The sequence below is a fragment of the Veillonella parvula genome (assembly GCF_048309325.1).
Lineage (GTDB): Bacteria > Bacillota > Negativicutes > Veillonellales > Veillonellaceae > Veillonella > Veillonella parvula_T.
Genome location: NZ_DBFBTX010000002.1, coordinates 278,246 through 304,660, shown reverse-complemented (window position 1 = coordinate 304,660; position 26,415 = coordinate 278,246). Strand labels below are relative to the sequence as shown.

The following is a 26,415-nucleotide window of genomic DNA, read 5'->3' as shown; positions in this document are numbered from 1 at the left end:
GCCTTTAGTAAATCTAGCTATTATATTATCTGTTAACTAAGATATAAGTTACTTGGATAGGACCATGAGCACCATCTACAGTTACCAATTCGATATCTGCCGTACGGGACGGACCAGAAATCAAGCAGATATTTGTAGGGAACTTAGCTGGATCGTTGTGATACCGTTCAGCCAAATGTTCCATTGTTTGTGTCATGCGAGGGTTGATTGTATCAGTATACAACACAGCAATATGTGTTGTAGGCAACAAGCTAATCGCACGGCCAGAGTCCTCACCAGAAGCTTGTACTACAGTAGCAGTCTCCGCAATACCGCAGTATGGGAATGTAATACCAATATCAGCATTAGCAGTATTAGAAATACATTCTTCACGACCTTTAGCTGGATCCCATTGGAAGTATGTACGAGTGCCACCATTATTAGCTGCATCTTGTTCGAACAATTCTTTTAATTTATATTCTTCTACTTCAGGAGAGCTTGGGAATACAATTTTACCGTTTCCCCAGTCTTCGATAGCTGCAAAAATTGTTTCACCTAGTTTGTCAGGTGTAGTTTCAACGAATTTTGTACCAACACGTTGACATTGTTCCTTAAACATTGTCAAAATTTGATCCCGACTCAAATCTTGGAACATAGTTTCTTGAGGACCATGGCTATAATCAAAGCCTTCTACAAAAGCAGGGCACATTTCTTGATCACGGCCTAATGCACGAGATAAACGTGCAATAAATTGATTACGTTTAGCTACATCCATTATTTTTTCTCCTTCTTCTTGTTCTTTTCATGTTCAGCATATAAATCACGGAATTTCTTGAATTTCAAGGAACCCAACTCTTTAGACTTAGTCCAACCGTTCATAACTGGAATAGCTTGAGTCCATTCAGGCATGTTACCTTCTTTATTACTAATTAAGTTCATACCGATAGCACCAGCTTTTGTGCCAAGATCAAATAATGTTGCATTACCGAACATCTTAGCAGCTGCTGTGAAGATAGCTTCTTCTGCTTTTGGACGAGTCTTTTCAATATCAGCCATGATATGACGGTGCTCCATCAACAATTCATGCAATGGAATAGCTACTGGACAGTTTTCTGTACATGCACCGCATAATGTAGAAGCATATGGAAGATCGCCGGCTACATCGTAACCTTTGAATAATGGAGTCAATACAGCACCCATCGGACCTGGATATACAGAACCATATCCATGACCGGAAACGTGACGGTATACAGGACAGATATTCATACATGCACCACAACGGATACAACGTAGCATTTCTTGGAATGTACCACCCAAGATGCCAGAACGGCCGTTATCAATAATGATGATATGAGTTTCTTCAGGACCATCAGCTTCACCAGGACGCGCAGGACCAGTCATCATGGAGAAGTAGTTAGAAATCTTAGAACCTACTGCAGAACGGTTCAACATTTCCATCATAACATCAAGAGCTTTGAAATCAGGAACAATACGTTCTGTACCTAAGAAAATTAATTGAGTCTTAGGAATAGAACTAGCCATACGACCGTTACCTTCGTTGGAAACGATTGTACATGTACCAGATTCAGCAACTGCAAAGTTACAACCATTAACACCTACATCAGCTTTTAAGAAGCGCTCACGTACATAACCACGTACAAAGTGAGTCATTTCCGTAGGGTTTTCAGTTCCTGTATAACCTAATTTTTCAGCAAAAATTTCACGGATTTTGTTACGTTCAAAATGAAGACCTGGTACTACGATGTGAGATGGAGGACTTACTGCAGTTTGCAAAATAAATTCAGCCAAGTCAGTTTCGTTAACTTCAATACCAGCTTCTTCTAATACTTCGTTCAAACCAATTTCTTCAGTTAAGATAGTTTTGGATTTAACGATCATTTTTGCTTCGCGTTGGCGAAGGATATCTAATGCAATTTGAGTCGCTTCTTTGTCATCGAACGCAAAGTGAACTTTAGAACCAGCTTTTTCAGCATTGTCAGCAAATTGACTTACATAGTAATCCAAGTTGTTAAGTACGTGATCGCGAATTTTAGCCGCTTCAGCGCGGAAATCTAACCATTCAGGAACATCCGCAACTACTGTATTACGTTTATCATAAAACACGTCTTGTGCTTTTTTAATAGCTGCAACTTTGAAATCGTCAGCCAAACATTCTTTTATACGTGTTTTATAGGGGCGATTGTCATATATAAGTGCCATGTCGTCTCCTCCTTAACGGCAGTTTAAGATTTCAGCAATATGCATAACTTTGATACGGCGATCAATTTCGCCTTCTTTATGAAGACGATCAAGCATACCAGCGATGTTCATTAAGCACGCTTGGTCAGAACCGGAGATAACGTTGGCACCTGTGCCAGCAATTTCCAATGCTTTTTCGCGTGTCATAACTTCACTGATTTCAGGGTTTTTAACTGAGAAAGTACCGCCGAAACCACAGCAACGATCTGCACGTGGTAATTCAATCAAGTTGATATCTTTAACGTTTTTAAGGAGTTTGAAAGGAGGCTCTTTAATGCCCATCAAACGAGTTACGTGGCAAGATGTATGGTATGTAACAGATTCGTTAAAACGAGCCCCTACATCTTCAACACCTAATACGTCAGTAATAAATTGAGTGAATTCGTAAATTTTACCACTCAATCTTTCTGCGCGCGCCAACCACTCTGGTTGATCTTTTAAGAAATGATGATATTCATCGCGGATTGCAAAAGCGCAAGAACCGGACATGCTGACTACATATTCAGCGTTCTCAAAGCATTCGATTGTATTCTTAATTGCGTCCATAGCCGCGTCATTATAACCGGAGTTAGTGAACATTTGTCCACAGCATACTTGTTTCTTAGGTACTACAAGCTCACAACCTAATCTTTCAAGTACTTCTACACCAGCCATACCTACATGAGGGTAGAACATGTCAATCAAACACTGTTGGAAAAGATGAATTTTCATATTATCTTCCTCGTCTTTTCTAGTACTTAACCTAATAAAAAATTTTGATATGTATGTGTTATGGCAATTTTTAGTAGTGAATTTTTCGACTAAATTTCTGCCCTGAACATTACTTATGCTTTCAAATAAATATTCAAAAGCTCATCGCTATAATTATAAATTAATCATGTAGATATTGTCCAAAGAATTGCTATATTCGTATGTACCCTTTTATTTCTTATATCGTTATGACTTTTTGTAATAACAAACATTGAATTTTATCACATCTATTATTTCATTTATCATTTTTTCTTGTAAAAGCCCTATAAAATCTAGATTTTGCGAATGTTTATCATTTTGCATTTTTAACTACTAGAAAATCAACTTTTATCTATATTTCATTCTATATTTATATAATGGTACTCAAATTTTCAAATTCATGTAAGTTTTATCCTTATAGATTACATTTTCTTATAGTAGTGTATAAATTTAAAAAGTGTTATAATTTATTTTATATAAGTATAGTTTGAAAGGAGCCCTTTTCATGAAACTAAATAAATTATCTTTGTCTTTAGCAATTACATTGGCCCTTGGTTCTACATTCAGCATGGCTCACGCTGAAACAACTGCGACTCATATAAAATCTGAAGTATCTAATGTGGCTACTAGAGCTGAGGTATCTGCTAAAGCGGATGAACACCGTGTTGATACATCTGTTAAAAACGATGCTAAACGTATTGATACCTCCGTCAAAAATGATGCTAAACACGGTAGCACAGTTGTAAAACGTGATGCAAAACATGCTGATGCATCCGCTAAAAACGCTGCTAAACGCGCTGATACATCCGTAAAAAACGATGCTAAACGCGTTGATACTTCTGTAAAAAATGACGTTAAACGCATTGATACTTCCGTAAAAAATGATGTAAAAGAAGATGCTGCAAAGGTAGAAGGTAAAAAAGTTGTAAAAACTAAAGAAAACTTACCTACTGGTGTATACCCTGACACAAAAGATAACTGGGCTCGCGATGCTATCCAAGCAATGACACAAGCTGGTTACCTTTCTGGTTATGCTGATAATACATTCAAACCTAGTGCACAAATTACTCGTGAACAAGCAGCTGCTATTTATGGCAAAGTACTACAACACAACTTAAACGAACAAGAATTAGCAGAGATTGCAACAAAAGAATCCTCTACCTCCTACTCTGACGTGGAAGCAGATCGTTGGTCTAGCTCTGCTATCAAATTAGTTAGTGCTGCAGGCGTAATGGAAGGCACATCTAAAACAGCTTTCACACCTAGCAAAACTATGGACCGCGAACAATTCGTTGCATCTGCTGCTAGTCTAGCTAAAAAATTGAATCTTTCTACACCTGTAAAAGCAGAAAAAGTAACATTCAAGGACGAAGCTAGTATCTCCTCTGCCTACTTGGCAGATATCCAATACATGGCACAACGAGGCATCGTAGCATCTGGGGCAACAGAAAACTTTAACCCTAAACAACCTGTAACAAGAGCACAAGCTGCAACAATCTTAAATCGTATGCTTAATGGTGCTGGCCTTGCAACACCAAAACACACTACTACTGAAGCTAAAGCTGAAACAGCTGTAAAAGAAGATGCCAAAAAAGCTGATACAGCATTAGAGAAAGATACATCTAAAGTAAGTAAAGACGCTAAAAAAGATGTAGCTAAAGCTGATAAAGCTGTAAAATCTGATGCAAAAAAAGTTGAAAAAGACGTAAAAGGCAATAAAGATGCTGCAGTAGCTGAAAAAGCTGAACCTACTCGCACCGTTCGCCCTGTTCGTCGCAGCACACTAAAAGCACTTGATCAAAAACAACAAGCTGCATTAGAAGACAAAGTATTTTCTGAATTAAATAAAACTTATAAAACAGAAGATGCATTCCAAAATTATGGCGTAATGTACTGGCGTGACAATCAATTACACGTAGCTTTAAAAACAGACAGCGATATTTCCACAGTAAAAGCTAACCTTGCAAACCGTGGTGATTCTACTATAAATAACTATGTTGTAGTTGAATCCTCCCAATACAGCCAAGCTGAATACGATGCAATCGATACAAACTTCCGCAACTACTACAACAAAAATGAAAAAGCAGGTACAATTCTAGCTACATTCCCTGATGTAGAAAATAACCAACTTTACGCAGTTGTATCTACAGCATCTAAAGAAACACAACAAGGAATCTCTAAATTATTCGGTTCCAAAGTAAAAATGACAGTAAAACGCTAATCGGCGTTACACTTAACCAGCCAAGGCAGCGTATACTCGACAGTACTACGCTGCTTTGTTGTATATCACTATGCATGCCAACTAATTGACTATGATGCGACGGATATAACTTTTTATGCTGGTGAAAGTTTATATTCTACGGCTATCAAGCGCTAGCCTTTACCATGATTAGGAAGGATTTTTATGTACAAGAATACCCCTCACGCATTACGTGCCCTCGTACTCGGCACATTATTGACTACAACAGGCCTTGGTTTTGCTTCTGCAAACACAACCACTACAACTCATACTCCTGCAACCACTGTTGAAGCCACTAAAATGGAAACAACTAAAGCACCAATGGCTAAAACAGATGCTACGAAGATAGAGACTACTAAAACAGAAGCTGCTAACGTTAAATCTACTAATACCGCATCACCTGCAATTGTAAACACCTCTATCGGTACACCTCAAGATATTCAAAAAATCCGCGCCCACATCTTTACAGATGTGCCTAGTGATTTTTGGGCAGCTAACTCGATTAGCACTGTAACAAAAGCAAACCTAATGAAGGGGTATTCCGATGGTACATTCCGACCTAACCAACCTATGACACGTGAAGAAGTAGCAGCTCTCTTCAACAATATCACGGATGATGGTACGGACGCCTTTTTATCAAGTAAATTTAAAGATATTACATCTGACCGTTGGTCTGCTCTTGCTATTGAATCTGTAGCGCGCAAGAATATCATCAGCGGATATGGCGATGACACATATAAACCAGAAAAATATATGTCCCGCCAAGAGTTTGCGGTAGTAGCAGATAACTATATCCATTACTTAGGATATACCACTGAAGACCCAACAGTTCTTGATAATATAGCCTATGGAGACCAAAAATTTGTGGCTCCTTGGGCACAAGATGCCGTTCGCGAGCTTGCCTATCTTGGGTTCACAAACTACGCTCCAGGTACATTGTTTAACCCTGAAAAATATGTAACTCGTGCAGAAGCAGCGGAAATTGCGTACCGCATGACACAAACAGAACAAGCACTTGCCTTCCACAATACATTGTTCAAGCAACAAGTAGAAAACAAAACAGCTAATATCATCGACAAAGCATTAGGCTATGGCAATGATTTCACCAAATTCCGTCAAGACGGGGCCCTATTCTGGGAGGCAGGCCAATTACATGCATCTTTAACAGATCAAAAGAAAACTGACCTCGTCTCCAACGCAATTACAGAGGCACATGATCCACAGCTAGATAGAACTGTAGTCGTATCAAAAGGTAAATTAAATCAGGCTCAACTAGAAGAGTATCAATCCGATGCCATCGCCCTTTACCAACAAAAAGAACCTCAAGGAAAGATCCTTTCCATCTCCCCAAATACTGATACGAGTGCCCTTCTCATTACCGTTGATTCTATTCAAAAATCGACGTTGAAAGCATTTAAAAAGAAATTCCATGATAATGTATTCTTACAATTACCACCGGAGCCGCTTACAAAGTCAGACGGAAACATTCAATTCCCATTACCACCGCGCGTAAACTATTATAACGACAAACAATAACATAGACAAAAAAGAACCGCCCCCTTAGGAGCGGTTCTTTTCACAATTAAACAGCTGTTACTATACACACATAATCGAATTTACACAGTTCGATTATTTTTTTGTTACATCATTTTCGCGGTCACGCAAGATACCAACTGGTACATATACCGTACCTGCGCTATGGATTGAATCCACATCTTGTTGCAAAATCATTACAACGGAATAATCATCTGTTGTGTAGAATTCAGTAGGCATTTTATCGATATTTACATCGCCACCTAATTTATCTTTCACATCTTGATTATTATTAATCGCATTTACCAACTCTTTTTTATTAAGACCACCAAGATCGTACAAGGATAATTGGCGACCTGTTGTAGTGTTAAATGTGAAACCTTTTACATAGTTTACACCATTGGCATCATGATCACGCATAGTATATGTGTGAATCAATACGCTGAAAATACCGTTTTTATCTGTTTTAACATCATAGTACATAACTACATTTGTTTTATCAGATTCTTTAGCATTTAACTTTTCTACATCATTTTGTATTTTAGAAACATACTTTTTGATGGTCGTATTGATTGCTTTTTCTACCGCAGGGCTAACAGATTTAACCTCTGGGAATACTAAATCCAAATGATCTGTAGTAGATTCCACAGGTGATACAGCAACCTCTTTGCGATCCATATAACGGTCCGCATTTGGAGCTACCACTTCAACTGCATTACGATCTACTTTAGACGCTTTAGAGCGCAACGCACGATTCTGCTCAGGTGTAGCAGTACTAGAAATACGATATGTTAAATCATTACGATTTACACGTTTCGCATTTGTTTGATTTGCTTGTACATTTACAGTATCTTGCGTTACAGGTATTACTTCGCTTGCTGCGAAGGAGACTACTGGCAATGCAGCAGCCATAATGATGAGTACAGACTGTTTTAATTTCATTGTTTAACCTCTTATTGTTCTTGCTCAGCTTTCATAGCAAGAGCTTCTTCTTTATTGAACTTGTGTGTAACAACACGGCGAACAAGATAGAGACCAGCGAATATGAATGCAAGCAATCCTAACCATTGTGCTGTGCTTTCAAATTCAGGACCTACTAATTCAAGTGGAGCTTCCCCACCACCAGTTGTAACAGACAATACAATAATAACAGCTATGATTACACCAATCAAGCTTTCACCAACGATCAGACCAGAAGCAAAGAGAACACCACGGCGATTGGATTGCTCTACATCGTAGTCAGCAAGCTCACCGGCACGCATTTTAGCACGAGCTACAAGATAACGACCTACGAAGTAGCTGATGAAAGAACCAATAATAAGCGGTACTTCTAAAGTAGGTGGTAAATAAATACCCATACCAACAGCCAACGGAGGCAATGTTAAGGTTGCAGTTGTGCTCTTGAGAATCAAGTTGACGATAATCGCCACAACACCAACGCCAACACCGATTAAGATATAGTCCCAATCCATGCTAGAGTTGAAGATACCTTGTGCAATGGTAGTCATCAAAGTCGCTTGAGGAGCAGATAATGCAGCGTTTGGATCCATTTCAGCACGTGGTAACGCACCTGTGAAACCGTATGCTTGATAAAGCAAGTTAAGAACTGGAGCAATTGCAATGGCACCGGCTACAGAACCAAGTAACAAGGCAATTTGTTGACGCCAAGGTGTAGCACCAACGAGTTGGCCAGTTTTCAAATCTTGTAAATTATCATTAGAAATAGATGCAATCGCAATAACTACGGATGTCATAAAGATAGCCATAGCAGTAGCGAACTGAACACCTTCTTGTGTAGCAAATAAATTATTTTCCGCTGCGATAAAGTATACAACTAAGGAAGAAATAATAGTCGCTAAAATACCGATACCAGAAATTGGAGAAGCAGATGTACCGATAAGGCCTGCCATATAGCCACATGCTGCAGCTACGAAGAAGCCAATCAATAAAGCTACTACGATACCTACTACAACGAGTGTCCACATTAAACCTGCACTAATAGGTACGACAGATACGAAATCCCAGAATGTAAATACTAAGCCAATAAGAATAAGTATGAATACACCTAAAACGGATTTTGTACTCATATCTGTATCCATGCGATGCAATTCACGTTCTGCGGAGCTGCTATTCATGGATTTAACAGAAATTTTCATACCTTCGATGATAGGTTTGATTAAGGTAATCAAAGTCCAAATCGCAGCAATACCGATAGCACCAGCACCGATAAAACGAACTTTAGATTTCCAAACAGCCATTGCAAACTTGGCAGTAGCACCGCCATCTGGAGCAAACATATTAGTGAAGTAAGGTACGAAGCCAGCCCACGCGATGAGTACACCAACGAGGATAGCGATACCAGAAGCGATACCAATAAGATAACCAGCACCTAACAACGCTGTAGAGAAGCCCAAAGGAATTTGAGTAATCCCTTTGCCACCTACAGGAATCCAGAAGCTCATGCTATCGCCAAGCACTTTGAAACCATTTGCACAAAGGCTAATAAGGCCAGCTACAAAGCCACCGGACACAATGTCTGTCATACCGGAGCTAGATTGAGGGCCTTGTTCACCATTGTGAGAGCCAACCTTTAAAATTTCTGCTGCTGCACGGCCTTCAGGATATGGTAGATCACTATTCACTACCATGGCACGACGCAATGGAATGGTGAATAACACACCTAGAGAACCACCACATGCGCAGAGCAAAAACGTTTGCCAGAATGGAAAACCATTCCAATACCCAAGCATGAGTAAACCTGGCAAGATAAAGATAATAGCGGACAATGTACCAGCGGCAGAAGCCTGCGTTTGTACCATGTTATTTTCAAGAACATTAGAATCCTTGAAGAACCGTAAAATTGCCATTGAAATAATAGCAGCCGGAATGGATGACGAGAACGTCAAACCTACCTTCAAACCGAGATATACGTTAGATGCTGTAAAAATAACAGTAATCAATGCACCAAGTAGCATCCCACGTAACGTCAGTTCCGGCAGATGAAGGTCATGGCTCGTAAAGTCATGTTTCATAAGTACTTACCTCCTCTGTGAAATCATAAACTTAAAACAATATACTAAGCTACTTTCATTTTATCGTGTTAAAGCGATGATTTCAATATATATGCGATATTTATAATGTATACATATAAAAGATTATAAATTTAGCTTCCTCCAACAGATATCTTAAAAGGTCTATTCTGTACCCTAAACACTTTATTAGGCTTGGTAGCCCTCCAAAAGCCTCCAAAGCCACCTACTTTGCTCCGTGGGGCCGCTAAGTCATTTTTTGGCTATCGTCTTCTCCCTCTCAAGTCAGCATTATATAAAACATATATACAAATTAAATATAAATCATCACATATATATTGTAAGGAGGAGATAGGTGTATATGCGCATTATGCATATACACCTATCAATTATATGAAAATAGAAATCATTCTCTTTTATTCTGTACAAATATACAGGATTTTATATAATTAAAGTACCGACAATAGAGTCGGCATGTCTTTTAAGGAGGTTGTAAACATTATGGAAACAAGAATTGAATACGATTCAATGGGACCAGTCGAAGTCGACGCTAGACGAATTTACGGACCTCAAACGCAACGCTCGTTCAATAATTTTAAGATCGGTGACCACCGCATCCCTATTGAACAAATTAAGGCGCTTGCGCTTGTAAAAAAAGCATGTGCTTTAACCAATGCAAAGTGTGGCGCAGTAACTGAGGAAAAAGCGAAACTCATCGCTCAAGTAGTAGATGAGATTGTAGACGGCAAATGGGATGAAGAATTCCCATTAACTGTATTCCAAACAGGTTCTGGCACACAAACTAACATGAATGTGAACGAGGTAATCGCTCACCGGGCTAAACAGTTAGATGAAAGCAATCCGCTTCATCCTAACGACGATGTAAACCGCGGTCAAAGTACAAACGATACATTTCCTACGGCAATGCATATCTGTGCGTACTTTGAAATTACAAAACGCGTAATTCCTGCATTGGATGGCCTTATCGAATCCTTTGAGAAATTGCAAAAAAAAGGGAAAGGCTTGCAAAAAGTTGGTCGTACCCACCTACAAGATGCTACTTTTATCATGGTAGATCAAGAAATTAGCGCCTTTGTGGAGGGCCTAAAAACTGCCAAAACTATGCTTCTTCAAAATGCTGACCACCTCCTCGACGTAGCCCTCGGCGGTACTGCGGTTGGTACAGGTGTGAACACGCCTAAAGGCTATCTAGATGTTATGGAAACTGTATTACCAGAGGTAACAGGCGCTCCATTCCGCGTGAAGAACAACAAATTCCAAGGACTTGCCCTCAAAGATGCGTTCATGATGGCTCACGGGGCACTCAATACGTTAGCTACTACACTATTCAAAATCGCTAATGATGTTCGTTTCTTAGGCTCTGGCCCTCGCTGTGGCTATGGCGAATGGCATCTTCCTGAAAACGAACCGGGCTCCTCCATCATGCCAGGCAAGGTAAATCCTACACAATGTGAAGCCTTGACCATGGTATGCGCCCAAGTATTCGGCCATAATACGACTATGACACTCTGTGCAGGTAGCGGTGCATTCCAATTGAACGTGTACATGCCTATCATGATCTATGACTTTGTTGAAAGCTGTCGCCTCCTTGCAGATGCTATGAATTCGTTCACAACACACTGTATCGACGGTGTAGAATTCGTACCTGAAAAACTCAACTTCTTTGTAGAACAATCCCTCATGATTGCTACATCCTTAACACCATACATCGGCTACGATAAGAGTGCTAAGGTGGTAAAAGAAGCGTACAAACGCGGTTGCTCTATTAAAGAAATCATCTTGGAAGAAAAACTCATGACAGAAGACGAATTTGCTGAAGCAGTTCGCATGAAATAAAATCTCTCTCATCTCTATGACATATCTGTAACATCCTCTCATACCTCAAATGAACGGAATATAAAAGGACGCTATAGTTCTAAATCACTCAGTATAAACCACTGAAGATTAGACTATAGCGTCCTTTTGAAGTTTATGCACCTGATATTAGCATTAAACTTAGTTAATAGATCTACTATTATCGATGACAAATACTATCTAATAGTAGGTTAAAACATATAGAAAAATGTATAAAGCTACCATAAATAGCCAAGAGTATAAAGCTCCCTTATATAGTTTTTGATACTTTTGAGCTTTAGTCTCATCATAATTCTCACTGCTAGGTATAAAATACATTCCTATCAAAGAAATCCCCATAACAATTAAAGACAAAAAGAATAATACAAATATCGAAACTACTTCATGAAGTAAACCTAATCCAAGCCATATAGCCATACCTAACATTGCGACAATTCTAGCTAAAGTGAGCTCCCCTTCATGAGTAATAAGTTTATATATGAAGTATATAATACCAGATATTATAATCAAATCTTGATACATCACTAAACTATATCCTTTTTTAGATTATGCACATAATATTACACTTGGTTAATAAATCTACCTTTAACAACCTTAAGAATACTATCTAATAATAGGTTAAAACATATAAAAAAATATATAAAGCTATCAGAAATAACCAACTATATACGCCTATTTTAAAATTAAACTGATATTGCTCTACTTTATCACTTTCAAACTCATCATTCTTAAGCATAAAGAACATTCCAACCAAAGAAATTCCCATACAAACTATTGTTAGAAAAAGTAATACAAATCCCGAGACAGATTCATGAAGTAATGCTACTATTACACCCTCAACTACAAGCCCGCCTAATGTAGAAATCCTAGCTAAAGTAAGCTTACCTTTATGAGTAATTAACTTATATGCAAAAAATATACTACATATTATTAAAATTAAATCCTTAAACATTATTTGTCTGTATCCTTTTTCAAATTATATTTAGCTCTATCTATTCAAAACTCAGAAAATAAACAATGATTTTTTATCATATAATTCATTAGCAAAAATATCACTTATTGTGTATCCTTCTAAGCATGGTATCAGTAAAAAGACGTCTAAATCTGGTTCTCTAATAATACATTCATCGTTAATCCAAAATTCCCAATAGTCATTATTTGGAGTTACAAAACACTCCATTCCTTTATATGTAAATTCAATTTCTTCATTTGAGTCTAAATAGCCTCTTATCTCTTTTAACCTATTCATGTTCAATACCTTTATTATTAAAGCAGGCTTCCACTCTGCTTATACAATTCAAATTCTATACGATCTTATTCACTTTCAGCAAAATTAAAGCAGCCATTAGGTATGTAAAAACAAAAAGAACTACATATATCTGTTTTTTTCTAGCCCATTCATAATAGCGACTACGAGGTGGCTATTTTAATAATATAGCTGCAACTAAAACAGGAAGCAAGAACCAAGCCATAACAATAGGTACGGCTATGTAATCTAAGAAATAAAACATGCTAAATAGCATGAAGGGGTATGTAATAATTGTCGCCCAAGAGACAACTTTCATAAAACCATAATTAGAATTAGCAATTAAAGATACTAGTAATGGTGAAAGCTTTTTTCTTAAGAGTATTTTATATATGATCCAATAGAGAGCAATTACGGAGTAAAACATTCCTACAAAAACTAATGGTAAATGAATATGCACAAACGCTAACCCCTTTTATGTCTTAAATAATTATAAATATAGTTCCATACCACATAAAATAAAAGTATTAATACATATGCGATAACAAAGAAATAAAAGTCAACTTCATCTTCAACCAACTCTGGATTTGTAACAAGACTATATGGAATACATATAAGTAAAAAAAGTACTAAGCCTCGCACAAAATAATTATAAATTTTTAAAAACATATACTCACTCCAACCATAAAAACTATATTTTCACAACACAACTAAAAACCTTATCTCTAATACCTCATAAGTTTTATAGCTATTAATACCATAAATAATACGATTAGAAAAACATATTTCATATTGAATAGATTATTAATCTCTTTAAATCCATTTTGCTTAAATGCTTGTATTAATAGCTTTACTTGTTTACGACTGAGTATATATAAAATTATATAGAATACTATCATCGCTAGTATTGTTGCTTTTAAATTTCCTTCGTATCCACCAGTTATTATTGAGCAGATAAGAGCTATCTATGTCCATAAGAAGAATTAGAATGGTACATATAATAACTTTGTAGATAAAAAATTTACTATACATTAATCTACACCTATAAAATAGATCTACAATATCGAGTGTTTCAGTCTAGTCAATCATTCAATTAAATATCATCCACAATAATATAGCTGTTATAAAATATAAATAATACCGAAAAATCTTTGCATTAGAATAGCTTTTTGAGGATTTAAGTTTAAATGTTGCAATAGTTTCAACAATTACTAAGGTCCCCATATTTACATAGAGTAAACTAAGGTAATCAACTAAATCGGAAATAAAAAATGTCTGTACTATAAGAAAGAGACTGACCGGAATCCCTAAACCTAAGGAAAGACCGTATAGAGTTGGGAATTTCAACTCCATATTACTTTTTAAAATATAAATTCTAAACAACCTGAATACATAATAAGCAAAAAGGCCTACAGGTAGACAAATTTTATAAATAGACAACGGAATCATTTTTAATACACTCTCTTCTTTAATCAATACAATCAAATTTTTAACTCTAATATATCACAACTATCATATAAGTTCATATAAATAAAAGAGGTATTGTATTTTCATATACAATACCTCTTTTAATTTGTACCTTATGGGTTTCTAATATTTTATAAGGTTTATAGTCATTAATACGACAAAGGATATGATAAAAACCATGTGTTTAGTATTTAGCAATTCATAAGTCTCATTAAATGTATCATTCTCGAATGCTTGTACCATTAGTACCTCTTGTTTGCTGAGTTCCAGGTATAAATCTAAATGGCATCCAATTGCCACTAGTATTGCTATTTTAAGATATCCCTTATATATCCGCTGTCATATCGTAAATTAGAGAGATATCAAATAGCATAAGCACAATAATACATATAAGGATTTTATGGATAAAGGATGTATTATACATGATTGTATCCCTATAGTAAGCTCATCTTTTGTTCTAAGGAACTCACCTTTACTTCTAAGCTACTCCGTCAAAGAATGTAATGACTGTAATTTCTCGTGGGCAGTTGATACGAATTGGGAACCAGTGTCCTGTACCATTATTAACGTAGCACACGCTTTGTTCTTCTACGTAGCGACCTTTTGTATATGGTGTGCCCGTTGGTACTAAGGGCATGCCCATGAATACGATTTGACCTCCGTGTGTATGACCAGATAGAGTCAATGGAATTTTACGTTCAATAGATTCTTCGAAGAATTCAGGGTGATGCGCCAATAGGATAACAAAGGCATAGTCCGGAATGCCAGACAAAGCTTTATTAATCATCGCTTCTCGGTTATCCTTTTTACGATCGTTATCGTACGCAACGCCCGCAATATATACAGGTTGTTTACCACCCATGATTTGAATATTACTATTCACGAGAATATTCATAGGTGTATTTCGTTTAAGTGAATCCAGTACCTTATTTACATCGTGATGATACTCGTGATTTCCCAAGATAAAGTCAACGCCATCTGGGATTTGTTTTGCAAAGGTTGTTAGTCTTTCACAGACTTGCGGCAACCATGCAAGCTTATCAATGAGGTCACCAGTGATAACAACGCGATTAGGCTTCTGTAAAAGCGCTAATTTCAGGATTTCATCAAAGTCATCTAAGTCGATACTCGGTCCTATATGAATATCACTAAGTTGTACAATTTTATAGTTTTTCAACCCAGGTGGTAGGTTCGTGTAGCCAAAGCTTTCATGAGTTACCACTACCTCTTGTTGACCCGCAAAGGCAGCATAGCTAGAGCCACCGATAGTAGCCAACGGCACTATAGTTGCAGCAGTTCTAAAAAAAGCACGACGACCTGTTCTATTTTCCTCTGGTGTTTTGCTCCAAATCTTATTGATTGTCCAATATAATAGACTAAGTATGATAAATACAGGAATCGCTAGAAATACGCCAAAGAGGAATCCATAGCTTTCAGTACGGAACATATTCATCAAAGGATAGTACATCGTACCATATAAATCCACTTGATTGAGTATATAGTATCGGATAGCCGCGAACCACGCACCGATAATGATTATATAGCCCACCCAGGCAGGCCATTTCTTTTTAGGCTTCCACAAGTTGAGGAATAGAGTCCAAAATCCTACCAACCCTATTAGGAGGATGGCAGAAAAAGTAATATTAAATAGAATTCTCATTCATTACTCCTACAAATTATTTTGCGATTTCCGTCAATTTACCATGAGGTCCCGCCCAAGCATAGTCGGAGAACTCATCGCGCTTGATGAGCATCCAATCCTTTGGCAATTGAGCCCGGATATCCGCAATCGATATATTATTAGCGTCCCCTGTGTACGTTAAATCACCGTGGAATGCTTTCATAAACCACTTTCGGTGAGAGAAAACATGTGTTATTTCTTTCACAAGTACTGGTTGCAAAGATAGATCAAATCCAAGGGCCTGAACTAATTCCTCAAGGCCTCGTTCTCCATCCTCAAAGGCAGATACCATTTCCACAGATGGGAATTCCCACATGGATCGTAAAAGTCCACGGTTCGGCCGTTTATGCAATAAATAATAGCCTTTATACTGCAAGATCCCCACAAATAAAGGCACCTCTACTACCTTTGTTTTCTTGATGCGCACAGGCAGTTTATCTGTATCCTTATGTTGGTATGCTTCGCACATATTTACAATAGGACATTCGCCACAACGGGGTGTCTTTGGAATACATACGGCAGAGCCAAAGTCCATCAAGGCTTGGTTAAAGTCGCCAGGTCGATCGTGAGGCAAAGTCTCCTCTACGATAGCCGTAATAGCCTTTTTACCTTTAGTACTCAAAATATCATCAAAGATGCGATATAACCGAGCATATATGCGCAGTACATTGCCATCTACAGCCACCTCTGGTTCATTGTACGCCATGGATAGCACAGCCCCTGCCGTATAAGAACCTACGCCCTTCAAGGACTCCATGGTCTTACGGTCATGAGGCACGATACCGCCGTAATTTTCAACGACGTCCTTTACGCCAAGACGCAAGTTACGAGCACGACTATAATAGCCAAGCCCTTGCCATGCGTGAACTACCTCATCTTCGGAGGCCTTTGCCAAATCCTCCAAAGTTGGGAATAGACGCATCCAGTTGTCATAATAGGGCTTCATAGCCTCAATGCGCGTCTGCTGGCTCATCACCTCGGAAACCCAAATCTTATAAGGGTCCCCACAATCGCGCCACGGCAACTCCCGTTTATGCACATCATACCACACCAATAGCTGTGGCACCCACTTTGGGTTCTTTTTATCAGTCATATTACCTCAATATATTATAAATTTAGGAGTCTAGTACCACTTTCACGGCTACATAATCCCTATTTTATACTCCAATCCCCACCAGATAACGATTTTAACGTTAAATTGTAACAAATCGTACATTCATCATCCATTAATATACAGATCGATGCGCGCCAAGTGTTCGCTTTCAAGAACGGTATCAACAGTGGTCAAATCCATCTTATCCACCATATTATTATCTCGTCCAAACACGATAGGTCCTTTTAATTTCTTACCTTCTAACAACATCGGCAACCATCTGCGGTCACCATCCCACATATGTTCATAAGGAATTTGATTTGGTTCTAGCCAATGAGGCTCCATTTCGTCTGTTTCCTCTACATCGCCTGTGAAAGCACGCAAGAAATACACATAACTCACGTGCGTTAAGCTTTCATCAAAAGGAAATTGAAAATCAAAAGCCGCTACACATTCTAAGTCTTCGACACGTCCTTGAAGGCCAGATTCCTCAAATAGTTCGCGAATGGCACACGCTCTGAAACTTTCACCATCATCCAGTTTACCGCCGAAACCATTATATTTATCGGCCCCAAAACCACGTTTTTTACGACCTAGCAGTATACGATTTTGTTCATCAATGGGAAATACTAGCGTCGTCGGTTTCATGGGACCTCCTTAATCATAAAAATAACACTCTATTATTATACCATTATTTTATGTACGAATGCCTTAGTTGTGGTATGATTAAGAATATAGATTTTCTTGCAAGGAAGGAGGCACTAGATGAACAAACCACTTAGATTTAATATCGAATTAGGGCGCACAAAGCCCGTCAATATTCGCAATGAACAAGTGCGTTGTCCCTTCTGCGATCGTTCCAAATTAACGGATATCCTAGATACATCAGGTCATATTATATGGCTCATGAACAAATATCCAGTCTTAGAAAAAACTTGGCCTACCGTTATTATTGAAACGGAAACTGACGAAGGCGAGTTTTCTACCTTACCTACAGACGAAGCAGCCCACATTCTCCAGTTTGGCCTCGATAAGTGGCGCGAAACTCGTCAGCGTAAAGAGTTTAAATCCGTACTGTTCTTCAAGAATTACGGCTATATGTCCGGCGGTTCTATTCGCCATCCACACAGCCAGATTATAGGCCTTGAGAATTACGATTATCACAAAGATATTACGGCCCAAAATATGGAGGGTTGGCTCTTGCACGAGGATCAAGATGTACGCATCACCTTGTCTACCCATCCGATTATTGGGTTCTTTGAGTACAATATTCGCTTCAAACCAGATGCGCCGGTTCGTGCTGTAGCCCTTCGACTACAGCAAATTCTGCGCTATGTATTGCATAGTGTAGCAAACTTTAGCCAGTCCTATAATTACTTTGTATATAATCTTGAGGACGGCTATGATTACATCAAGGTAGTGGCGCGTTATGTAACGACGCCCCTCTATGTAGGCTACAAAATTCCTCAAACTTGTGATGAGGGACGAGCTGCTAAAATCAAGCACGATATTACGCCTTATTTTCAAGCTACTAAATAGCTCTAACCATATACCGTACATAATTTGATATATAATTTTATATATGGTTTAACCATACATATTTGAAAGGATTTTTATGAAAGTATTTGCCATCGGCGACCTCCATCTATCTGGCAATCCTCCAACAAAGCCGATGGATATTTTTGGCCCTCACTGGAATGATCACTGGGCCCGCATCAAAGAGCATTGGAATACCAATGTAACCAACGAAGACATCGTCTTTCTTGTAGGTGACATGAGCTGGGCGCTCCGTCTCGATGAAGCTGCCTGCGATTTACAAGAAATTGCATCTTTACCTGGTAAAAAATATATGATTCGTGGCAACCATGATTATTGGTGGGCATCAGCAAACAAGATGCATAATCTCATGGGTGACGCTATTACCTTTATACAAGGTCACGGCACCGCAGAAGTCATCCAAACCGAAGAAGGTCCGCGCCTTATTGCATTTGGTGGAACACGTGCCTACCTCTGTCCTGGAGACTCCCACTTCTCCCCAGAAACGGACCAATCCATTTACGATAGAGAAGTGATGCGTACCGAAGCAGCACTACAGGAAATGGATAAGGCAACGGCCTATTTATCATCAACATCTGATTTAAGTATAGATATAGAAAATATTCCTGTAACAAAGTTATTGTTGCTACACTACCCTCCATTCAACGAGTCCAACGCACCTTCGGGCTTTACGGATCTCATGGAGCAATATAACGTAGATATCTGCATTTTTGGTCACTTACACGATCAAATTTCTTTTAACCGGATTCCAAAGGAATTTAGTACGACAAAACTAGAGTTGGTATCTGCAGACTATCTAGATTTTAAGCTAAAGCAAATTATTTAAGGAGAGACCATGAGTCGCATTCATAAAGAACATTTACAAGCTGGCTATATCTTTGGTGACAATGTTAACCAAGAATATATTTACTTGCCTTCTGGTGAGGTAGGCACGGAGCATCCGTTAGCAGTCCTAGAAACACCAACGAAGCGCGAAGATATTACATTGGACGAAGCAGTCCATATGATTGATACCCTAACACTAAAACGTTGTAGCCACCCTACACTAGGTAAAAAATCATTTTAATAACGCCATCAATAATGTAATTAATTGAACAAAACAATAAAATAGCGGATAGTTGACTATAATCTGCACTCCAGAAAAGGATCATAATTTCTAATTTCTGAAAGTGCAGATTGTTATTAACTCAACTATCCGCTAGATGAAGGGGCTGTAACAGAATGCGGTTTTACCGCATTCTAGTTGCAGTCCCTTTAAAATATAAGAAACACCAAGAAAATTAGATTTGTACAATCTTATGTTTTCTTGGTGTTTCTTGTTTTTAGGCGCACTTAAATAGGCCGCTAGGCCTATTTAAAAATTTCTTGGTTTAAGCAGTTTGTTTTGCAGTAAATAATGTTGTATTAACTCGACCCGCTTGTATTCTGTTATGTAATTTTGCTAGATTGAATCCCATGGACAATAGATATAACATCTTATGCACGTTTCCACTACCACGGTGTAACAATCGTCTAAATCCAAGATCTTGTTTTAACACACCAAATGCGCCTTCTACTTGAATGGAACGGTTCATTCGTAATTGAATGCCTGTACCACTGAGTAATCTATCTTGGTTCTCTGCCAGTACGGCATCATACGCAGGTGTAATCTCAATTCTTTTTACTGGATTTTCTGTCGTTCGTTTTACATACCGTTGGCATTCCTTTTTGTATCCGCATCGGTTACAAGACTCACAAATATATACCTTTCGCTCAGATACAAATCCTGTTTTGTTTTCCGCCTTACGCGTGAAGGCATATTTTAATTTACGTCCTTTTGCACATGTAAATGCATCTTCTTCAGGTATATACTCCATATTACGAGCTTTGCTAATATCCTTGGTCCAAGTTCTAGTTTTCGCTTTTTCGTAATATTGGGGCTTTATACAAGATAGGTAATGGTTGTTCTTTAACCAAGTTAAGTTCTCATGGCTATCATAACCAGCATCAGCTACCACATATGTGAATCGGTGCCTATGGATCTCTTCTAATTGCTGTATAAATGGAATTAAGGTATTCGTATCGTTGGATTTAGAAAATACACCAATGCCCATAATATATTCAGAATGAACAGCTAATTGTACATTGTAGGCAGGTTTAAGCTGTCCATTACGCATATGGTCTTCCTTCATACGCATAAACGTCGCATCATGATCTGTTTTAGAATAACTGTTGCGTTCACCCATAATATACAACTGCTGTTCGTATTCTTTGCGCTTCTCATATAAAGCTTCTGCTCGCTCATACAATCGTTGTAATGGTGTTTTATGCTTACCTTTTCCTTGTACGAGCTCCATATGTTGTACTTCAATTTCTTTAGCTAGGAAGGTATATATATATTCATCATTCATACAATGGGTATCTAACCCTAATTCATTCCAGATGTCTTTCTTTAATATAGCTAATTTAGAGGGTAATGTATCTAGTCTTTTTTGCACTGTTTTTCTCCAGACAAATGTGTACTTGTTGGCATTAGCCTCTAGTTTAGTTCCATCAATAAAGACTTCATTAAATGTTAAGGTATCATGTCTGTTAATAGCTTTCATCAACTGTGAAAACAGATTCATTAAGATATCTAGCGTACAACGAGCAAAAAATCGTTGGAATGTCATATGACTTGGGACTGAATAGCCTTGAAGAAGCCACATATAATTAATATTTTCTTCGCATTGTTGTTGTATCATACGTGTAGAATACACGCCGTTGGACATAGCATAGACAAAAATTTTGAACAGAATATGCGGTGGCACTTTAGATTTTCTCCCTTTAGGAGAATACAAATGCTGTAACTCTTTATAGTCTAATTCCTCCAATACAGCATCAAGTAACCGCACAGGCGCTGTTTCTTTTATCAAAATGCCATAATCCAATGGTAAAACTAGTTGGCGAGGCATTACTAGTTTGGTATAATTAGGTTTATTGGTATGGTTTTTGTTCATAATTTAATTATACCAACGAAAAGGGCCCTTCGGGGCCTTTTTTGCTTAGAAATACAGAAACAAGCTATTAGTTGATCATCTAAAATCAACTAATAGCTTGTTTAGGTTAAGGGGCTGTTTTGTTACAGCCCCTTGTTTTTTCTTTAGTTTATACAAGAACTATTTTGTTGTCTTCCTTTTAGTTTAAAAGGTTAATTCATGACAAGTAATTACTTCGCATTACGCTCGATATGACTACCATAAACATCTCTGTAATCATTAGTTTGCTTATTGTCTTTATTGTTTACACGAAGTCGTTCTACCTTATGACGATCATTGTCTTTACCAGAGATTCGATCCACACGAATGCGATCCAAGTCACGAAGACGAGCCAATTCAGGATTAAATTCGTTAATCGCACGCCCCATTTTACCATCAATTGGAGCACCCAATTGTAAAGCACGGTAAATGATCGCAGCATACTCATAACGAGTCATCGTACGATCGCCTTTAAATTCGCCATCAGGATAACCTTCAACAAGACCTTTATCAGCCAAGTCTTTTACATATTCATAAGCCCAATGATTAGCCGGTACATCAGGGAAGTTCACATCTTTCTTGTCATACTGAGGTGCCATTCCCATGGATGCCTTCATTTGTTGAATCTCTACATTTTGGGCTTTTACAATGGCCTTTAAGTCCTGAACCTCTTTAGCCAAAGCTACTCTAGAAGTAGATACACCATTTTTTTGACCTAATTTCAAAGAAACGCCGGCATTGACCATGTTTTCACCGTTACCCATGGATCCAGCTACGCTGAACATAGTGTCTTCATTTGGTCTGTAGAAAGCACCTAATGCCATCGCATTTTCACCGGCATAGTTACCGTAACCAGCCGCAAAATTCCATTTATCATCAGGATCAAAATCCAATGGATGAATAGCCGCTAATGCAGCCGCACCAGCACCAACTTTTCCTATTTTGCTATTTAATAGGTTCACACCATTACTAATACCGCTAGTAGCTTGATACAATTGGCTACCGTTAACGGCATCTTTAGATGTAGCGGATACTTCACCATCGGCTACATTAGTGATTTTATTGCCACCATTATTTAGACCTTTATTGTCCAAAGAAACATTACCAAATTTAACTTTATCTACAGATACTTTGTAATCAGTACCACCAGCAGCATTTGTGCTTGTAGTTACAGTTACATTATTACCTGCAGAAATACTAGTATGTTTTTTAGCTTCTTTTAATGCTTCTGTGGCTAAAGTCTTATTATATTCAATACGACGTTCATGACTTTCGATACGCTCACTATGATTTTCAATTCGAGCATCATGATTATCAACACGATTATCTAAATAATCTAAACGCTTATCTTGATTGTCAATACGTTTTTCTTGATTATTCATACGTTCAGTTTGATTTTTTAATTGAATGTCATGATTTTGAATTTGATCTTCATGACGAAGTAAATCAGCATCTTGACGAAGATTTTCTTTAGTTAAACGAGTAATTTGATTATCATGATTTACAATTAATTTATTATGTTTTTCTAATTCTTGACTATGTCCATTTAAAATATCTTCATGTTTTTGTAAGACATCTGTATGATCTTTTAATTTTCGTTCATTGTCGGCAATTTTTTCTTTATTTTTATCGATTTCATTAATATTATTTTGAATTAATGTATTGTGATTATTAAGAATTCCGCCCACTGTATTTGCTACTGCATATAATTGACTACCATTTATAGCATCCGTGCTATCAGAAGATACTTTCCCAGATGCTACATTAATCACCTGACGTTCTTTACCAGATGCACCAACACTCGTAACGCCGTTACGAGCTGACCCTACCCCGGCAAAGCCGGAATAGTTAATACCATTTATATTAGCTTGTGTTTCTGTTGTGGCAGCTCTATCGGTAGATGCATTGCCTAAGAGAACACTATTTCCTTGTGTCGACGTCACATTACTACCCAGTACATATGTATTTGCTTGTGCTACGTTATTACTAACCCCAAAAGCACCAGAATCAATGCCAGAAACAGAATTACTGCTACCAATTCCAACTCCACCACGTGCAGTAATCGTATTACCTGAACCTAGTGCAACAGCATTTGCAGCACCAGCATTAGCATTATTACCTACAGCAGTTGCACTCTCTTCAGCTTTTGCATTATATCCAACGGCTACTGAACGATTTCCCTTTGCTCTAGCATCATTACCATATGCTGAAGAGAAATTACCAGATGCCTCAGCATTAAATCCAGTAGCGGTACTTGAAATACCACTAGCCTTTGTACTATTGCCAACCGCTGTAGAAGCTTCAGCAGATGCTTTAGCGGATGAACCAAAGGCATTTGAATTACGCCCTGAAGAAACTGATCCATGGCCTATTGCAGTAGCATTTTCACCTTCTGCTCGTGCACTCCGACCAATAGCATTGGTATTATTAGCAGTTGCCTGTGCACTTCGTCCGATAGCTAGTGAAGTCTCACCAGATGCGGTAGAAGACTGTCCTACAGCAGTTGAATATGAACCGGATACCGTATTTCTGAAACCTACTGCTAAACTATGGTCACTGGTAACCGTGTTTTCATCACCAAAGTGACGTGAATACTCTGTCGGATTTCCTTGTGCTTCTACATGTAATACAGTTCCCGTGCCTAACGCAAGTAGTATTGCCAATGATAATGCAACTTGTTTGCTTTTCATCGTTTACTATTCCTCCCTACATCTAAAATTATAAATACAACGGATAATATATTATCATTTATAATATATATTCAACAAAACTCAGCATAAAATATGTCCACTATTAAATAATGTATTATCATTATCCTTAACTATTATTGTACTTTAAATATTAAATGAAGTAAACGAATTTTTTAACAAAATAGATAAAATTATCAATTTTATCGATAAATAAAAATTCTATCAAATTCATCATACTATAAATTAATAGCATAATAACAATATAAGGAGATAAGATTTATCTTATCTCCTTATATTGGCTATATTAACTATATTCATTATACTAGCTATACTAATTATTCTAGTTATATTATTTGCTTTAGCTATATTACTTAAAATAGCTATATTGGTTATTCTAGCTAATCTTATTATACTAGCCTATTAGCCCAAGAATCCTCCATGACCCATAGCTATACAATCTTCTTTGGTGATTTCATCATCTGCGATGAGGCGTGGCACAATTTCATCAAAAGCAGTCGGTTTGCTGAACAATACACCACCTGGTACACCAAGAATTGGTGTGCCATCTGCACAGTAAGCAATGCAAACCATGGACCCTGGTAACACAGGTAATCCATAAGTAACTACGCGATCTGCATAGCGTTTAATCGCTCCTGGAGTGAGATCATCTGGGTCAACGCTCATACCGCCAGTGCAGAAAATGATATCTGCGCCTGCTGCTTTCACCTTGTCGATAGCCGCCACGATATCGTCTGTATTATCCGTTACAATTTCGTGAGCTACCTTTGTAACACCAAATTCAGCACAACGTTCTTCAATGATTGGTGTGAAAGCATCTTTAATACGACCTTCAAATACTTCAGAACCAGTCGTAACAATCCCCATTGTTTTGCGCACGAACGGCTTTACATGTAACAAAGGCTTACCATCAGCAATTTTTTTTGCATCTTCTACTTGTTGTTCTTCTAACAATAATGGAATACAACGCATACCTGCTAGTTTATCACCAGCTTTCACAGGTGTGTTATTAAATCTCGTTACAATAGTCAGTTCGCCAATGCTGTTGATAGCGTGTAAACGTTCCACATCGACCTTGAAAAGACCATCTACATCTGCAATGGCTTCAATTTTACCTTGCGCCATAGGGCCATCGTGCATGTTTTCGCCGCCTGCCATATGGTACAAAGCACGAGCTACATCCTCTTCGTGCAAGAAACCTTCATCTTCCGGTTCCATCACAAAGATATGTTCCTTACCAAGGTCTAACAATTTTGGAATATCCTCTTCTGTGATAACATGACCACGGCGGAAGGGCGTGTCTTTCACCTCACCTATGACGATTCTTACGAGATCGTGTAATAATATTTGCCCTACGGCATCTTGTGTTCTAATAGATTTCATAATATCTCCCAAGTCATTAATAACAAAATACGTTACTGTATAACATCAAAATGTATTTAATACTATTATTCAATATTAATATATTTACATAGTACAGAGTAGACGCACGACTAGCATGCCACCCCAACAGAGGATTAAGCCCCCTACGACTTGTACTGCACCGTACCATAATGCTTGTACATAGGATTCAGCCATCATAAGCTGTAGCATTTCAAAGGCAAAGGTTGAGAAGGTGGTAAATGCACCTAGCCCACCTACAACGAGGAAGAATCTCGCCCATTGAGGTAGATCTGGCTTTTGCATATAAAGGCCTAAGACTAGACCGATAATGAGGCAACCAACGAGGTTTACTACTACCGTACCATACGGAAACGAGCTGACCTTTGTCATAACCCATTCACCGAGAGCCATACGGCATAAGGCCCCAGTGGCGCCACCGAGGGCAACGGCTATATATTTTTCCATATTGCCTCCTCTACTTAAGATAACATACTAGATGGTATGCTCACATTACTATAGCATACATGTAATACTACTTTCACAATTCGTGTAATTATCTGTAATAACCGATAATTATCTAGTTTTCTATATTAGTCAGATGCTAACAATCTCAGTATACTATATTTAGAGAGTAGGGAAAA

21 protein-coding genes are annotated in these 26,415 nt (G+C 38.0%); 6 read left to right on the top strand and 15 right to left on the bottom strand.

What is annotated here, in order from left to right; translation table 11 throughout:
• Nucleotides 1–25: 25 nt before the first annotated feature.
• The 3 genes from ACMKPP_RS01775 to ACMKPP_RS01765 are packed head-to-tail and all read right to left on the bottom strand — an operon-like array spanning nucleotide 26 to nucleotide 2,949.
• Nucleotides 26–754, bottom strand: a complete 729-nt coding sequence (locus tag ACMKPP_RS01775; protein WP_004698205.1) for a LutC/YkgG family protein — start codon at nucleotides 752–754, stop codon at nucleotides 26–28.
• Complete coding sequence (locus ACMKPP_RS01770) at nucleotides 754–2,199, bottom strand: LutB/LldF family L-lactate oxidation iron-sulfur protein (protein ID WP_004694882.1); 1,446 nt, start codon at nucleotides 2,197–2,199, stop codon at nucleotides 754–756. Before ACMKPP_RS01770 ends, ACMKPP_RS01775 begins: the two co-directional genes overlap by 1 nt.
• A gap of 12 nt (nucleotides 2,200–2,211) precedes the next feature.
• A complete protein-coding gene (locus tag ACMKPP_RS01765; protein WP_004698263.1) occupies nucleotides 2,212–2,949 on the bottom strand; it encodes a (Fe-S)-binding protein in 738 nt (245 codons plus the stop codon).
• 523 nt (nucleotides 2,950–3,472) lie between these two features.
• Here ACMKPP_RS01765 and ACMKPP_RS01760 point away from each other — a divergent pair.
• Both ACMKPP_RS01760 and ACMKPP_RS01755 read left to right on the top strand, forming a co-directional pair.
• The gene (locus ACMKPP_RS01760; RefSeq protein WP_287512131.1) at nucleotides 3,473–5,188 is read left to right on the top strand and encodes an S-layer homology domain-containing protein; all 1,716 of its coding nucleotides are present in this window, start codon (nucleotides 3,473–3,475) and stop codon (nucleotides 5,186–5,188) included.
• Nucleotides 5,189–5,371: 183 nt separating this feature from the next.
• Complete coding sequence (locus ACMKPP_RS01755; RefSeq protein ID WP_418369218.1) at nucleotides 5,372–6,742, top strand: S-layer homology domain-containing protein; 1,371 nt, start codon at nucleotides 5,372–5,374, stop codon at nucleotides 6,740–6,742.
• A gap of 93 nt (nucleotides 6,743–6,835) precedes the next feature.
• Here the strand turns inward: ACMKPP_RS01755 and ACMKPP_RS01750 are convergent, their stop codons facing one another.
• A complete protein-coding gene (locus tag ACMKPP_RS01750; protein WP_004698216.1) occupies nucleotides 6,836–7,681 on the bottom strand; it encodes a polysaccharide deacetylase family protein in 846 nt (281 codons plus the stop codon).
• Between the two features lie 11 nt (nucleotides 7,682–7,692).
• Nucleotides 7,693–9,771 (bottom strand): OPT family oligopeptide transporter, encoded by a 2,079-nt coding sequence (locus ACMKPP_RS01745; RefSeq protein WP_008602227.1) that lies wholly within the window; start codon nucleotides 9,769–9,771, stop codon nucleotides 7,693–7,695.
• Nucleotides 9,772–10,269: 498 nt separating this feature from the next.
• Here ACMKPP_RS01745 and ACMKPP_RS01740 point away from each other — a divergent pair, with 498 nt between their 5' ends.
• The gene (locus tag ACMKPP_RS01740; protein ID WP_316066557.1) at nucleotides 10,270–11,625 is read left to right on the top strand and encodes a class II fumarate hydratase; all 1,356 of its coding nucleotides are present in this window, start codon (nucleotides 10,270–10,272) and stop codon (nucleotides 11,623–11,625) included.
• Nucleotides 11,626–11,823: 198 nt separating this feature from the next.
• Here ACMKPP_RS01740 and ACMKPP_RS01735 read toward each other — a convergent pair whose 3' ends face one another.
• The 6 genes from ACMKPP_RS01735 to ACMKPP_RS01710 form a co-directional block, all read right to left on the bottom strand.
• Nucleotides 11,824–12,165 carry a hypothetical protein gene (locus ACMKPP_RS01735; RefSeq protein ID WP_227065144.1) on the bottom strand — a complete coding sequence of 114 codons (342 nt, stop codon included), beginning with the start codon at nucleotides 12,163–12,165 and terminating at the stop codon, nucleotides 11,824–11,826.
• Between the two features lie 85 nt (nucleotides 12,166–12,250).
• Nucleotides 12,251–12,595 (bottom strand): hypothetical protein, encoded by a 345-nt coding sequence (locus tag ACMKPP_RS01730; RefSeq protein ID WP_287528728.1) that lies wholly within the window; start codon nucleotides 12,593–12,595, stop codon nucleotides 12,251–12,253.
• Nucleotides 12,596–12,646: 51 nt separating this feature from the next.
• The gene (locus ACMKPP_RS01725) at nucleotides 12,647–12,892 is read right to left on the bottom strand and encodes a hypothetical protein (protein ID WP_287528729.1); all 246 of its coding nucleotides are present in this window, start codon (nucleotides 12,890–12,892) and stop codon (nucleotides 12,647–12,649) included.
• A gap of 1,942 nt (nucleotides 12,893–14,834) precedes the next feature.
• Nucleotides 14,835–16,016 (bottom strand): metallophosphoesterase, encoded by a 1,182-nt coding sequence (locus tag ACMKPP_RS01720; protein WP_418369217.1) that lies wholly within the window; start codon nucleotides 16,014–16,016, stop codon nucleotides 14,835–14,837.
• A 16-nt stretch (nucleotides 16,017–16,032) separates the two neighbouring features.
• Entirely contained in the window at nucleotides 16,033–17,130 is a 1,098-nt protein-coding gene (mutY, locus tag ACMKPP_RS01715; protein ID WP_418369216.1) for an A/G-specific adenine glycosylase, read from the bottom strand.
• 126 nt (nucleotides 17,131–17,256) lie between these two features.
• Nucleotides 17,257–17,778: an 8-oxo-dGTP diphosphatase gene (locus tag ACMKPP_RS01710; RefSeq protein WP_118091251.1), complete on the bottom strand. Its 522-nt coding sequence runs from the start codon at nucleotides 17,776–17,778 to the stop codon at nucleotides 17,257–17,259.
• 117 nt (nucleotides 17,779–17,895) lie between these two features.
• Here ACMKPP_RS01710 and ACMKPP_RS01705 point away from each other — a divergent pair, with 117 nt between their 5' ends.
• From ACMKPP_RS01705 to ACMKPP_RS01695, 3 genes are all read left to right on the top strand, one after another.
• Nucleotides 17,896–18,669, top strand: coding sequence for a DUF4931 domain-containing protein (locus ACMKPP_RS01705; RefSeq protein WP_004694861.1), 774 nt, complete (start codon nucleotides 17,896–17,898; stop codon nucleotides 18,667–18,669).
• Between the two features lie 76 nt (nucleotides 18,670–18,745).
• A complete protein-coding gene (locus tag ACMKPP_RS01700) occupies nucleotides 18,746–19,513 on the top strand; it encodes a metallophosphoesterase (RefSeq protein WP_227037289.1) in 768 nt (255 codons plus the stop codon).
• A 9-nt stretch (nucleotides 19,514–19,522) separates the two neighbouring features.
• Complete coding sequence (locus ACMKPP_RS01695; protein ID WP_004698256.1) at nucleotides 19,523–19,753, top strand: hypothetical protein; 231 nt, start codon at nucleotides 19,523–19,525, stop codon at nucleotides 19,751–19,753.
• 304 nt (nucleotides 19,754–20,057) lie between these two features.
• Here the strand turns inward: ACMKPP_RS01695 and ACMKPP_RS01690 are convergent, their stop codons facing one another.
• The 4 genes from ACMKPP_RS01690 to crcB all read right to left on the bottom strand — a co-directional run bounded on the left by ACMKPP_RS01690 (nucleotide 20,058) and on the right by crcB (nucleotide 26,239).
• Nucleotides 20,058–21,665 carry an IS1182 family transposase gene (locus ACMKPP_RS01690; protein ID WP_418369215.1) on the bottom strand — a complete coding sequence of 536 codons (1,608 nt, stop codon included), beginning with the start codon at nucleotides 21,663–21,665 and terminating at the stop codon, nucleotides 20,058–20,060.
• Nucleotides 21,666–21,874: 209 nt separating this feature from the next.
• Nucleotides 21,875–24,373 (bottom strand): S-layer homology domain-containing protein, encoded by a 2,499-nt coding sequence (locus tag ACMKPP_RS01685; RefSeq protein WP_155085872.1) that lies wholly within the window; start codon nucleotides 24,371–24,373, stop codon nucleotides 21,875–21,877.
• Between the two features lie 420 nt (nucleotides 24,374–24,793).
• Nucleotides 24,794–25,774, bottom strand: coding sequence for a molybdopterin-binding protein (locus tag ACMKPP_RS01680; protein ID WP_004698147.1), 981 nt, complete (start codon nucleotides 25,772–25,774; stop codon nucleotides 24,794–24,796).
• Between the two features lie 84 nt (nucleotides 25,775–25,858).
• On the bottom strand, nucleotides 25,859–26,239 hold the full coding sequence (gene crcB, locus ACMKPP_RS01675; RefSeq protein ID WP_227037287.1) for a fluoride efflux transporter CrcB: 381 nt from the start codon (nucleotides 26,237–26,239) through the stop codon (nucleotides 25,859–25,861).
• Nucleotides 26,240–26,415: the final 176 nt, after the last annotated feature.

Bases quoted from the DNA above. Each gene is read 5' to 3' on its own strand.
- ACMKPP_RS01775 (WP_004698205.1), bottom strand. From the start codon at position 754: ATGGATGTAGCTAAACGTAATCAATTTATTGCACGTTTATCTCGTGCA.
- ACMKPP_RS01770 (WP_004694882.1), bottom strand. From the start codon at position 2,199: ATGGCACTTATATATGACAATCGCCCCTATAAAACACGTATAAAAGAA.
- ACMKPP_RS01765 (WP_004698263.1), bottom strand. From the start codon at position 2,949: ATGAAAATTCATCTTTTCCAACAGTGTTTGATTGACATGTTCTACCCT.
- ACMKPP_RS01760 (WP_287512131.1), top strand. From the start codon at position 3,473: ATGAAACTAAATAAATTATCTTTGTCTTTAGCAATTACATTGGCCCTT.
- ACMKPP_RS01755 (WP_418369218.1), top strand. From the start codon at position 5,372: ATGTACAAGAATACCCCTCACGCATTACGTGCCCTCGTACTCGGCACA.
- ACMKPP_RS01750 (WP_004698216.1), bottom strand. From the start codon at position 7,681: ATGAAATTAAAACAGTCTGTACTCATCATTATGGCTGCTGCATTGCCA.
- ACMKPP_RS01745 (WP_008602227.1), bottom strand. From the start codon at position 9,771: ATGAAACATGACTTTACGAGCCATGACCTTCATCTGCCGGAACTGACG.
- ACMKPP_RS01740 (WP_316066557.1), top strand. From the start codon at position 10,270: ATGGAAACAAGAATTGAATACGATTCAATGGGACCAGTCGAAGTCGAC.
- ACMKPP_RS01735 (WP_227065144.1), bottom strand. From the start codon at position 12,165: ATGTATCAAGATTTGATTATAATATCTGGTATTATATACTTCATATAT.
- ACMKPP_RS01730 (WP_287528728.1), bottom strand. From the start codon at position 12,595: ATGTTTAAGGATTTAATTTTAATAATATGTAGTATATTTTTTGCATAT.
- ACMKPP_RS01725 (WP_287528729.1), bottom strand. From the start codon at position 12,892: ATGAATAGGTTAAAAGAGATAAGAGGCTATTTAGACTCAAATGAAGAA.
- ACMKPP_RS01720 (WP_418369217.1), bottom strand. From the start codon at position 16,016: ATGAGAATTCTATTTAATATTACTTTTTCTGCCATCCTCCTAATAGGG.
- mutY (WP_418369216.1), bottom strand. From the start codon at position 17,130: ATGACTGATAAAAAGAACCCAAAGTGGGTGCCACAGCTATTGGTGTGG.
- ACMKPP_RS01710 (WP_118091251.1), bottom strand. From the start codon at position 17,778: ATGAAACCGACGACGCTAGTATTTCCCATTGATGAACAAAATCGTATA.
- ACMKPP_RS01705 (WP_004694861.1), top strand. From the start codon at position 17,896: ATGAACAAACCACTTAGATTTAATATCGAATTAGGGCGCACAAAGCCC.
- ACMKPP_RS01700 (WP_227037289.1), top strand. From the start codon at position 18,746: ATGAAAGTATTTGCCATCGGCGACCTCCATCTATCTGGCAATCCTCCA.
- ACMKPP_RS01695 (WP_004698256.1), top strand. From the start codon at position 19,523: ATGAGTCGCATTCATAAAGAACATTTACAAGCTGGCTATATCTTTGGT.
- ACMKPP_RS01690 (WP_418369215.1), bottom strand. From the start codon at position 21,665: ATGAACAAAAACCATACCAATAAACCTAATTATACCAAACTAGTAATG.
- ACMKPP_RS01685 (WP_155085872.1), bottom strand. From the start codon at position 24,373: ATGAAAAGCAAACAAGTTGCATTATCATTGGCAATACTACTTGCGTTA.
- ACMKPP_RS01680 (WP_004698147.1), bottom strand. From the start codon at position 25,774: ATGAAATCTATTAGAACACAAGATGCCGTAGGGCAAATATTATTACAC.
- crcB (WP_227037287.1), bottom strand. From the start codon at position 26,239: ATGGAAAAATATATAGCCGTTGCCCTCGGTGGCGCCACTGGGGCCTTA.